Raw genomic sequence first — 11937 nt, 5'->3', positions numbered from 1 at the left:
GTTCTAATTAGTCGTTATAAGTGAATGAAAAGCTGCGTACCCGCGGCGTCACGGGGCCTTGAAGAAGCGTCGCGAGCGGAAGGAGTTTCGTCCGAGAAGCGCAGCCGTACTTCCGGTACGGCCGGTCCGCCGTAGCGGAGCATCGCAGGGCGAAAATCCGACGCGCAGTAGCTTCTTCAAGGCCCCATCACGCGACGCCGACGTAACCGTTGGCTTGCGCGAGCAGGTGGGGTTCCATGCGCGCGGCGATGCGCTGAATATAAGTGGTGGCGGGGATGACGCCAGCGGCGCCGGCGCGGTGCAGCCAGGCATAGGCCTCGACCAGGTCCTTGCCTACGCCCTGGCCGCTGGCGTACATGACGCCGAGGTTGAACTGGGCGCGTGCGTGGCCCTGGCGCGCGGCGCACAGGTACCAGAAGTGGGCCGCTTCGTAATCGCGTTCGACGCCGTGGCCGCTGTCGTAGCGCAGGCCGAGCGCGAACTGGGCCAGCGCATGGCCCTGGTCGGCGGCCTTGCGGTACCACTCCCAGGCCTGGCGCGGATCGATGGCGCCGGACTCGTCGCGGTCCAGCAGCTGGCCCAGCATGTACTGGGCCGGCGCGTAATCCTGGTCCGCGGCCTTGCGGTACCAGTGCATGGCTTCGTCTTCGATGCGCAGCGCGAGGTCGAACTGGGCGCGCAGGTGGCCCTGCTCGGCGGCCTTGCGGTACCAGGAGATCGCCTCCTGCGCATCTTGCGGCACACCGTGGCCGGCATCGACCAGCTGGCCCAGGTGATACTGGGCGCCGGCCGAACCCTGCTCGGCGGCCTTGCGGTACCAGTGCGCGGCCAGGCCGTAATCCTGGTCCACGCCCTGGCCGTGCTCGTAGCGCAGGCCGAGGTTGTCCTGGGCGCCGGCGTGGTCCTGCTCGGCCGCCTTGCGGAACCAGTGCAGCGCCAGCTCCGGATTACGTTCGACGCCGTGGCCGCTGTCGTGGATCAGCGCCAGGTTGAACTGCGAGCTGGCATGCCCCTGCTCGCCGGCGCGGCCGTACCACAGGATCGCCTTCTCGCTGTCCTGCGGCAGGTCCTGGCCCTTATCGTAGCGCAACCCGAGGTTGAACTGGGCCGGCGCATAACCCTGCTCGGCGGCCTTGCGGAACCAGTGGATGGCCTGCTGCACGTCGCGGGCGATGCCCTGGCCGCTGTCATAGCGCAGCGCGAGGTTGAATTGCGAGCGCGCGTAATTCTGCTCGGCGGCGCGGCGGTACCATTCGATGGCTTGCCCGATGTCCTGGGCCACGCCCTTGCCGCCTTCGTACATCATGCCGAGGTTGTGCTGGGCGCCGGGATCGCCCTGCCCGGCCGCCTTGCCGAACCAGTGCATGGCCTGGTGGACGTCGGCCGGAATGCCCTGGCCTTTTGCGTACAGCCAGCCCAGGTTGTACTGGGCCGCCGCATAGCCTTGGCTTGCCGCCTGGGTGTACCAGTAGACGGCCTGCGCCAGGTCCTGCGGCACGCCCTGGCCCTTCTGGTACATCACGCCGAGGTTGTACTGGGCCTGTTCGAGGCCGGCGCTGGCGGCCATGCGGTACCAGGCCACGGCCAGCTCGTCGTTCTTCGGCACGCCCTGGCCGTTCACGTACATGAAGCCCAGGCTGTGCTGGGCGCTCGCCACCCCGCGCTCGGCCAGCGCTTTGACGCGCAGGAATTCAGCCGTGTGATGAGCAGCCGTGTGATGAGCAGCGGTATGAGTGGCGGCGGTATCGGGCATGACGCAATCCTGCGATCAAGCCTGGAAGGCCAGCACATTGCCGGCGTTGGCCGGCATGCCCTGCGAGCGCAGCACGTCCGTGAAGCGCGGCAGCGGCATCGGGCGGTGGTACAGGTAGCCCTGCATCGTCATGCAGCCGTTGGCGCGCAGGTAGCGCGCCTGCGACTCGGTCTCCACCCCTTCCGCGATCAGGTTCAGGCCCAGGCCGCGCGCGATCGAGATAATCGCCAGCACCACCGGATAGTGGCCGTACTCGTCGTGGATCTCCTTGACGAAGGACTGGTCGATCTTGATCGTGTGGACCGGGAAGCGGTGCAGGTAGGCCAGACTCGAATAGCCGGTGCCGAAATCGTCGATGGCAACCGACACGCCCAGCTGGCCCAGCTTGTTGAGCTGTTCGATCGCATGCTGCGGGTTGCGGATGCAGATGTTCTCGGTGATCTCGACTTCGATCTGGCTCGGCGCGATCCCGTAGCGCACCAGGGCGCCGCGCATCTTCTCGAAGAAGTCGCCGCGGTCCAGGTATTGCGGGGACAGGTTCAGCGACAGGCGCACGTGGTTGGCGCAGATGTTCTTCCACTGCAGCATGTCGCGGCACAGGGCGCCGATCATCCAGTCCGAGATCGGGATCATCAGCCCGTTCTCCTCGGCGAACGGCAGGAACTCGCCCGGCGAGACGATGCCACGGGTCGGGTGGTTCCAGCGCATCAGCGCCTCGGCGCCGACGATGCGGCCGCTGGCGGCGTCGATCTGCGGCTGGTAGTACATCTCGAGCTCATCGTTTTCCAGCGCGCGGCGCAGGCTCTGGCCCAGCGCGATCTTCTGGTGCGACACGTCCTGCATCGAGGCGTCGTAGAAGGCGTGGCCGTTCTTGCCCTGGCCCTTGACCTGGTACATGGCGATGTCGGCGTGGCGCAGCAGCTCGTCGATCGACTCGCCGTGGCCCGGATAGATCGCGATGCCGATCGAGGCCGAGATGTGGACCTGGTGTCCATCGAGGTCAAAGGGCAGCTGCAGGCACTCGAGGAATTTGTCGGCCACGTGGCTGGCGTCGCTGCGGTCGCGCAGCTCGGGCAGCACGATGGTGAATTCGTCGCCGCCCTGGCGCGCCAGGGTATCGCCCTTGCGCAGGCATTCCTTCAGGCGCACCGAAACCTGCTGCAGCAGCTCGTCGCCCTTGACGTGGCCGAGGGTGTCGTTGACCAGCTTGAAGCGGTCCAGGTCGATGAACATCACCGCGAGCTCGGTATGCTTGCGCTTGGCCTGGATGACGGCCAGTCCCAGCCTGTCCTTGAACAGGATGCGGTTCGGCAGGTCGGTCAGGATGTCGTGGTAGGCCTGGTAGGAGATGACCTCTTCCGCGCGCTTGCGGTCGGTGATGTCGCGCGCCACGCCGTAGGTGCCGAAGAACTCCAGTTTTTTGACTTCCTGGTCGGGCACGTGCATGCCGATCGCGTTCAGCGAGATCGTCATCAGGGTGTTGTTGAAGGTGCGTTCCTGGTTCGAGCCGGCGTGGCACTTCAGGCGCAGTTCGACGTTGCGCGAGGCGCGTTCGTCGACGCGGCGCTCGTTGAAGGAGTAGCGCGCGCGCTCCAGGTCTTCATCGTGCACCAGCACCGAGTAATGCTGGCCGATCAGCTCTTCGCGGCGGTAGCCGAGCAGCTGGTAGGCGCGGTCGTTGACGAAGGTGAAGCGGCCTTCGTGGTTCAGGGTATAGATGATGTCCGGCGAGGAGTCCACCAGGTAGCGGTACATCTTCTCGGAGTTTTCCAGCTGGTTCGCGATGCGGCGGTTGGCTTCCTCCAGGCGACGGGCCTTGAGCGCATTGCCGACGGTCTTGAGCAGCTCTTCGCGGCTGTAGGGCTTGCGCAGGTAGTCGTAGGCGCCGCGCTTCAGGGCGCCGATCGCGGCGTCGATCCCGATCTCGCCGCTCATCACGATCACGTCGGCGTCGATGCCCTTCTGGTTGATGAAGTCCATGATCTCGTGGCCGCCGATGTCGGGCAGGCGCAGGTCGAGCAGGACCATGTCGAAACGCAGCTTCGACAGGTGGTTCAGGGCTTCGGCGCCGGTCGATGCGGTGACCAGCTGGTAGCCGCGGCCTTGCAGCAGTTCGTACAGCGAGGACAGCAGGCGCGGCTCGTCGTCGACCAGCAGCAGGCGCGGCTGCTCCAGTACCGAGGAAAGCGAAGAGTGCGATGCTTGCGGCGCGAGCGCTTCGTGGGGCAATGGATTCATTGTTACCTTATACGGATCCAAGCGCGCGCACCGGCAATCCAGCCGGGGCGCTGGCGCCGGCATGCGCCGGCAGCAGGATTTCGAAACTGGTGCCGGTCTTGCCGCTGCGGCAGGCGATGTGCCCGTTCAGCTTCTTGACCAGGCTATGCACGATCGACAGGCCGAGCCCATGGTGCGGGCCCTCCTTCGTGCTCTTCACGGCGGAGAACAGATTGGCCAGCACCTCGCGCGACAGGCCCGGGCCGGTGTCGGAGACGACCAGCTCCAGGTAGAGCCTGCGCTCGCGGTTGACATGGCCGCGGTTGGCGATCTCGATCCGGCCGCCGGTGGCGGACAGGGCCTCGATCGCGTTCTTGACCAGGTTCACCAGGATTTGCTTGAGGATGTCGGGGTCGCCTTCGATGCGGCCGGCTTCATCGAGCGTGCTGACCACGATCTCGACGTTCGGCGGCACGAAGTCGGTGGCGCGGAACAGGCGCAGCACGTCTTCGACCACTTTCGCCACGTCGGCGCTGGCGCCGCTTTCAAGGATCGCTTGAGCCCCGGGCTGCACCTCGGTCAGGCTGTTGACCAGCTGGCCGACGCGGTCGATCTCTTCGTTCAGGATCGACAGCTCGCCGCCCACCGGTTCCTGGCGTTCCAGCTTGCTGTCGAGGACGGACAGGTAGTTCTTGATGATCGCCAGCGGGTTGTTCACTTCGTGCACCACGCGCCGCGAAGCCTCCCTGTATTCCTCGGCCACGTGGGCCAGCTGGCGGCGCGCGTGGCCGCGTTCCGACATCGCGTTTTCCAGCGCGCTCGCGGCCTGGGCGCCGAAGGACTGCATGAAGCGCTCGCGCTTCTGGCAGGACGGCACCTGCCAGCTCGAGATGCCGCCGATCAGGACGCCGATGCAGCGCGCGCCGCTCACCAGCGGCACGCAGACCAGCGATTCGGTGCCCAGCATGCGCAGAAGCTGCTCCTCGGGCAGGCCGAGCGGCGCGCCCTCGCGGCGCACGAAGGCCATGCGGCGCTCCAGCGCGGCCTTGGCCACGGCGCCGCCCTTCGACAGCGGGATCGAAAATTCGGCGATGCGCTGCTGGGTCGGCGTCGGCGCGCCCACCAGCGCGTGGCCGGTCGGATTCTCCAGCAGCACGGCGGCGTTCTCGAAGTCGAACAGCACGCGCGCCGAGCGCGTCATCGATTCGAGCAGGCCGCTTTCTCCCTGCTGGCGCGCGAAGGCCTGGCCGATTTCCGAGACCAGCACCAGATTGCGCATTTCCTCGGTCAGGCGCTGCTGCACCGGATCGACGGGCGGCGGCGGCGCGAAGGCCGGCAGCGCCGGGATATCGTCGGCGCCGGCCAGGTCGATGCCGAGGTGGACCGCGGCGCGCTCGACCTGGCGCGCGGCCTGGGCCAGCAGTTCGTCGGCGGCTTCCGGTTCGAGGTCGCACAGCCCGGCCGCTTCGACCACCCGGTTCGGATCCTCGGCATGGCCGGCCAGCAGGTGGGCGGCGCGCACGATGCGGATCAGCGGATGCGCGCCCTCCAGTCGCTCGCCCGGCTCATGGTGGTACAGCACGGCGTCGGACAGGAAGGAATCGAGCTGCCAGCGTTCGATCAGCCAGGCGCCGGCTTCGGCGTGGGTGATCTGCAGGGTGCGCTGCTCGACCGCGCACAGGTCTTCGTCGTCGCGGGCGGTGAAATTGAAGCCGTATTCCTTGGGCGCGGTGGCCAGCAGGGCCAGGCGGCCGACGTTGTGCAGCAGGCCGGCCAGGTAGGCCTCCTCCGGCTGCGAATAATTCAGGTGGCGCGCCAGGTCGCGCGCCAGCACGGCGGCGGTGAGCGAATTCTTCCAGAACGCGCGCAGGTCGGTTGCGCTGGAATTCGGGAAGCTGTTAAAGGTCTGGAACACCGAATCGCTGATCACCAGGGTCTTGATCATGTCGGTGCCCAGCGAGACCATGGCCTGCTCGAGATTCGGCTGGCGTCCGCCGCGGTGATAGGCCGAGCTGTTGGCGACAGTGAGGATCTTGCCGGTCATGCCGGCATCCTTGGCCACCAGCGCGGCCAGCTCGGGCATGCCGAGGTCGTCGGCCTGCAAGTGGGCCAGCAGCTTGATGAGGATCTGCGGCATGGCCGGCAGCCGCGCGATCAGCAAGCGATTGCGGATATCCTGGTCTGGTTGGTAGTTAGTCTCAAGCACGGCCGCCACTGCTGTTCTGGATAGTAAGTGGCGCTTTCCCCGGCTAAAGCTGCCACGATAATTCTTCTAGTGGTACCCGGAACAAGGCTGGTTTTTGGCCACTGTTCCGAACGTGAAAAACTTATCTTAGCATATATACATTTCTGAACGGGAACAACATTTTCCTCAGAAAGTGATGTGTTTTAGAGTCAGAACTCAACTGCAGGTACTGACATACATCAAATTTTCGTTGGGTCAGGCCAGCGTCTGCTTGCGCCGGTAATGGCGCGACACCATCCAGCACCCCAGCGAGGCCAGCGCAAACGCCGCCTGCCCGATCGCCATCGCCAGCACCGAGTAGTCCACCGCCGGCACGATGATGCCGGCCACGATCGCCCCCATCAGCGTGGTGACGAAGGACTGGCAGGACGCCACCGTGCCGCGGATGTGCGGAAACAGGTCGAGCGTCAGCAGGGTCGCGCTGGGGTTGATGATCGAGCTGCCGAAGTTATAGAAGAACATCGGCAGCACGGTCCAGGGCAGCGCCGGCGGCAGGAAGCTGTGATACAGCACGCTGCCCGTCACCGCGGTCAGCATGAAGGCGTAGCCGATGCCGATCTGGCGCCCGTAATGCATCTTGCCGGCCAGGCGGTTGGCGGCCAGCGCGCCCAGGAAGATACCGGCCACCGCCGGCACGAACAGCCAGGCGAAATCCGAGGGTCCCAGGTGCAGGTGGACCGGCAGCAGCACCGGGGCGCCGGCAATGAACAGGAACATGCCGCCGAAATTGAAGGCGACCACCGCCGACTTCATCTGGAACAGCACGGAGCTGAAGATGGCCCAGTAGCTCTTCGCCAGGAAGCGCGGGTTGAAGGGCTGGCGCCGCTCCACCGGCATGGTCTCTGGCAGGTGCTGCCAGCAGACCCACCACAGCCCCAGGCTGAACACCAGCAGCGCAAGGAAGATCGCGCGCCAGTCGAGCAGGGTCACGATCCAGCCGCCCAGCACCGGCGCGATGGCCGGCGCGATCGAGAAGATCATCGTCACCATCGACAGCAGGCGCGCGGCCGGCGCGTCCGAGTACAGGTCGCGGATGATCGCCCGCCCCACCACCACGCCGGCCCCGGCCGAGAAGCCCTGCATGATGCGGAAGATCCACAGGTAGTGCACCGAATGCGCCGACGCGCAGCCAAGGGTGCCGACCGCGAACACGATCAATCCGACCAGCACCACGTTGCGGCGCCCGAAGGCGTCCGACAGCGCGCCGTGCCACAGCGACATGACGGCGAAGGACAGCATGTAGGCCGTCAGGGTCTGCTGCACTTCCAGCGGGGTCGCATGCAGGGTCTCCTGGATGCGCGGGAAGGCGGGCAGGTAGGCGTCGACCGAGAACGGCCCGAGCATCGACAAGGCCGCCAGCAGCGATGCCAGGCCGCCGGCGGTCAGCATGGTGACCTTGTGCGGTTCCGGCAGCGGAACGGGGATGACGGGGTCTTTGGGTAGATTGTCTGGTTCGGGTTCGGGCAGCATCGTTTACTCGGGTTGGGACTTGGCCGCATCGGGCTTCGCCGCGTCTCTGCGGTTGAAGCCGGCGACCATGTCGAAGCGGAACAGGCGGCATTCGAGCGCGCCGTTGAAGAACGGGGTCTTGCGCGATTCCTTCAGGCGCAGCATCTTCGGCAGCGAGAGGTCGGCGGTGAACAGGTACACGGTCCAGCCGGCGAAGCGCTGCTTCAGGGTGCTGGAGAGGTCCTGGTAGAAGCCGACCGCCATTTCGTCCGCCGGAATCGTCGAGTCGCCGCGCACGCCGATACGCTCGCCGTAGGGCGGGTTGGTCAGCAGGATGCCCGGCTGGCTGGTGGGCGGCTGCACCTGCTGCGCCTCGATCTGCTTGAGCGGGACCTCGAACATCACGCCGGCAATCTTGAGGTTATGGCGGGTCATCGCCACCATGTCGCCCGAGATGTCGGAGCCGAAGATGGTCGGTTCAAGCGGCAGCGGGTTCGGCTTGATCGCCGTCTTCATGTCCTGCCAGGCCGCGCGCTCGAAGTTCTTGAATTTTTCGAAGGCGAAGCGGCGCCGCGCGCCGGCCGGAATGCCCTGCACCATCTGGGCCGCTTCGATCAGGATGGTGCCAGAGCCGCACATCGGATCGAACAGCGGCACGCCCGGCTTCCAGCCCGCCACGCGCAGCAGGCCGGCGGCCAGGTTCTCGCGCAGCGGCGCGTCACCGGTCTCTTCGCGCCAGCCGCGCTTGAACAGCGCCTCGCCGGAGGTGTCGAGGTAGACCGTGAAATTGCGCTGGTCGAGAAAGCCCAGGATGCGCATGTCCGGCTCGCGCGTGTCGACCGACGGACGCTTGCCGAACTGGTCGCGGAAGCGGTCGCAGACGGCGTCCTTGATTTTCAGGGTCGTGAACTCGAGGCTCTTCAGCGGCGATTTCACGGCCGTGATGTCGACCCGGATCGTGTGGTCGACGTCGAACCAGTCTTCCCAGGGCTGCTCGAGCACCAGGTCGTAGATGTCGTTTTCGTTGGTGTAGGTCTTGTTCGCCATGCGCATCAGCACGCGCGAGGCGATGCGCGAATGCAGGTTCATGCGGTAGGCGTCCTGCATGGTGCCGGAGGCGTGCACGCCGCCGGGGACCTGGTTGTGGACCTTCAGCGTGGGGCTGTTGGTGTGTTCGGCGATCTCGGCGAGTTCTTCGGCGAGTGCCGCTTCCATGCCGCGCGGGCAGGGGCAAAAGTATGAGGCCATGATAGGGGAACCCTTTATCCGTAGTTAAAAAATCAATTCTTTTGTTGGCTCGTAAACGCCATTCCCGCGCAGGCGGGAATCCAAGTTTTGCGATCTGCCTGCAACTTGGATTCCCGCCTGCGCGGGAATGACGGTTTCTCGGTCTGTTGCTTAAAACGGCTTCACGACCACCAGGATCACAATCGCGATCAGCAGCAAAACCGGTACTTCATTGAACACGCGGAACCATTTATGGCTGCGCGTGTTCGCGCCGCGCTCGAACTTTTTCAGCAGCGATCCGCAGGCGTGATGGTAGCCGATCACGAGGATGACAAGCGCCAGTTTCGCATGCAGCCAGCCGCCCTTGATGCCGAAACCCAGCCATAGCCAGAGGCCCAGCAGCAGGGCCGGAATCATCAGCATCGTGGTGAAGCGGTACAGGCGGCGGCCCATGCCCAGCAGGCGTTCGAGCACGGCGGGATTGGTTTCCTGGGCCAGGTTCACGAAGATGCGCGGCAGGTAGAACAGGCCCGCGAACCAGGAGGCGATGAAGACGATGTGGAAGGCTTTGATCCAGAGGTACATGAAAACCTTAATTGTTATAGTCAGTCGGGGTCAGAGCCCACCCGAGTAAACCGGGCTCTGACCCCGATTAGTTACGTATCTCGCCGTGACCGAACACGATGTACTTCAGCGAAGTCAAACCTTCCAGCCCCACCGGCCCGCGCGCATGCAGCTTGTCGTTCGAGATCCCGATCTCGGCGCCCAGGCCATATTCGAAGCCGTCGGCAAAGCGCGTCGACGCATTCACCATCACCGAGGCCGAATCGACTTCGCGCAGGAAGCGCATGGCGTCGGTGTAATCCTCGGTGACGATGGCTTCGGTGTGCTTCGACGAATACTGGTTGATATGCTCGATCGCCTCGTCGATGCCGGCGACGATCTTCACCGCCAGGATCGGCGCCAGGTATTCGGTGCGCCAGTCTTCTTCAACAGCGGCGACCAGGTGCGGATAGCCCTGCAGGATGCCCAAAGCCTCCGGATCGGCGCGCAGCTCGACTTCCCTGGTCTGGTACAGCGCGGCGAGCTGCGGCAGCACGCTTGGGGCGATCGCGCGCGCCACCAGCAGGGTTTCCATGGTGTTGCAGGTACCGTAGCGGTGGGTCTTGGCGTTCATCGCGATCGGCAGCGCCTTGGCGATATCGGCCTTGGCGTCGATGTAGACGTGGCAGATGCCGTCCAGGTGCTTGATCATCGGGACCGTCGCTTCCTGCATCAGGCGCGCGATCAAACCCTTGCCGCCGCGCGGCACGATCACGTCCACGTATTCCGGCATGGTGATGAGGGCGCCGACGGCGGCGCGGTCGGTGGTCTCGACCACCTGCACGCCCTGCTCGGGCAGGGAGGCGCCGCGCAAGCCTTCCGCCACCAGCGCGGCCAGCGCGCGGTTGCAGTGGATGGCTTCCGAGCCGCCGCGCAGGATCGCGGCGTTGCCGCTCTTGATGCACAGGCCGGCCGCGTCCACCGTCACGTTCGGGCGCGCTTCGTAGATGATGCCGATCACGCCCAGCGGCACGCGCATCTGGCCGACCTGGATGCCGCTCGGGCGAAACTTCATGTTCGAGATTTCGCCGATCGGGTCGGGCAGCGCGACGATCTGGCGCAGGCCTTCGACCATGGTGGCGATCGCTTTGTCCGACAGTGCCAGGCGGTCCAGCATGGCCGGCGCCAGGCCGGCGGCGGCCGCCGCCTCCATGTCGCGCGCGTTCGCATCGCGCAGCTTGCCGGCGTCGCGTTCGATGGCCTCGGCGATCAGGAGCAGCGCGCGGTTGCGGGTGGCGCTGTCGGCCCGCGCCATCGCGCGCGAGGCGGCGCGTGCCTGGCGGCCGATGGTTTGCATGTAATTAGTAATGTCCATGATGCGTCGTCGTCCGTTCAACGTGGGCACGGGGTGCCCACCCTACATTATCCGGTAGGGTGGGGTAATTCAGGCCAGTGGCCTGAATTACGTGCCCACGCGCGTACCTTACGAAGCTACCCTCAACGCCAGCTGCAACATCGCATCCCACGCATCGCCCGCGAACTGCTTCGCGCGCAAGCCCTTGACCATGCGGTCGACCTGGGCCGCTTCCCGCATGGCCGCTTCCAGGGTCGGCAGCGAGACGCGGCGCAACGCCGGTTCCATCATGCGCTCGCGCGGCCCCCAGATCCGGTATTCCTTCAGCAGCGCGCCCAGCGGGCGTCCCTGCGCCATCCCGGATTTCAATTTTAGCAGCGTGCGGATTTCTTCACTGACCGCCCACAAGACCAGCGGCAGCGCCTCGCCCTCGCCTTTCAGGCCCTCCAGCATGCGCACCAGGCGCGCCGGGTCGCCGGCCAGCATCGCTTCCGACAGTTTAAAGACATCGTAGCGCGCCACGTTCAGCACCGCGTCCTGCACCTGCTCGAAGCTCAGCTTGCCCGGCTCGTGCAACAGGCCCAGCTTCTGGATCTCCTGGTGCGCGGCCAGCAGGTTGCCCTCGACGCGATCGGCGATGAAGTCCAGGCTCTGGCGGTCCGCGCTTTGCTGCTGCGCCGAGAGACGCATGCCGATCCAGGCCGGCAATGCGGGGCGCTCGACGTTCGGGATCTCGATGTAGACCGCGGCCTGCTGCAGGCTGCCGACCCAGGCCGCCTTCGCCGTCTGCCAGTCCAGCTTCGGCAGGGTGATCAGGGTCAGGTTGTCCGGGTTCAGGTCTTTCGCGTAGTTCTGCAGGGCCGCGCTGCCGTCCTTGCCGGGCTTGCCGCCGGGGATGCGCAGCTCGATCAGCTTCTTGTCGCCGAACAGCGACATCGCCTGGTTCGCGGCCAGCAGCTCGCCCCATTTGAAGCTGCGCTCGACCGTCAGCACGTCGCGCTCGGAATAGCCTTGCGCACGCGCGGCGCGGCGGATCTTGTCCGCCGCTTCCAGCGCCAGCAGGTGTTCGTCGCTGGTGATCACGTACAGGGGAGAAAGCCCCTTGGCGAGCTGCCCGTCGAGCGCCTCAGGCCGCAACTGCATGGTCTT

The 11937-nt window shown here is 65.7% G+C and carries 8 protein-coding genes; all 8 read right to left on the bottom strand.

The annotated features are described in order from the left end of the window. Positions 1 to 187: 187 nt before the first annotated feature. Positions 188 to 1753: an SEL1-like repeat protein gene (locus ACFPO9_RS23125; RefSeq protein WP_379775492.1), complete on the bottom strand. Its 1566-nt coding sequence runs from the start codon at positions 1751 to 1753 to the stop codon at positions 188 to 190. A gap of 15 nt (positions 1754 to 1768) precedes the next feature. Further along, positions 1769 to 3991, bottom strand: coding sequence for a putative bifunctional diguanylate cyclase/phosphodiesterase (locus ACFPO9_RS23120; RefSeq protein ID WP_379775489.1), 2223 nt, complete (start codon positions 3989 to 3991; stop codon positions 1769 to 1771). 7 nt (positions 3992 to 3998) lie between these two features. Next, positions 3999 to 6107 (bottom strand): HDOD domain-containing protein, encoded by a 2109-nt coding sequence (locus tag ACFPO9_RS23115; protein WP_379775592.1) that lies wholly within the window; start codon positions 6105 to 6107, stop codon positions 3999 to 4001. Positions 6108 to 6410: 303 nt separating this feature from the next. Further along, positions 6411 to 7685: a multidrug effflux MFS transporter gene (locus ACFPO9_RS23110; RefSeq protein ID WP_379775487.1), complete on the bottom strand. Its 1275-nt coding sequence runs from the start codon at positions 7683 to 7685 to the stop codon at positions 6411 to 6413. Between the two features lie 3 nt (positions 7686 to 7688). Then, complete coding sequence (locus tag ACFPO9_RS23105) at positions 7689 to 8912, bottom strand: THUMP domain-containing class I SAM-dependent RNA methyltransferase (protein WP_379775484.1); 1224 nt, start codon at positions 8910 to 8912, stop codon at positions 7689 to 7691. A 150-nt stretch (positions 8913 to 9062) separates the two neighbouring features. Beyond that, on the bottom strand, positions 9063 to 9476 hold the full coding sequence (locus tag ACFPO9_RS23100; protein WP_379775481.1) for a CopD family protein: 414 nt from the start codon (positions 9474 to 9476) through the stop codon (positions 9063 to 9065). A gap of 67 nt (positions 9477 to 9543) precedes the next feature. Further along, positions 9544 to 10809 carry a glutamate-5-semialdehyde dehydrogenase gene (locus ACFPO9_RS23095; protein WP_379775479.1) on the bottom strand — a complete coding sequence of 422 codons (1266 nt, stop codon included), beginning with the start codon at positions 10807 to 10809 and terminating at the stop codon, positions 9544 to 9546. A gap of 108 nt (positions 10810 to 10917) precedes the next feature. Then, on the bottom strand, positions 10918 to 11931 hold the full coding sequence (gene holA / locus ACFPO9_RS23090; protein WP_379775476.1) for a DNA polymerase III subunit delta: 1014 nt from the start codon (positions 11929 to 11931) through the stop codon (positions 10918 to 10920). Between the last annotated feature and the right edge of the window lie 6 nt (positions 11932 to 11937).

Origin of the sequence: Massilia aerilata (assembly GCF_042656905.1) — a bacterium.
Lineage (GTDB): Bacteria > Pseudomonadota > Gammaproteobacteria > Burkholderiales > Burkholderiaceae_D > Telluria > Telluria aerilata.
Note: the sequence above shows the minus strand (reverse complement) of the source record. Positions and strands in the feature narration are given on the sequence as shown.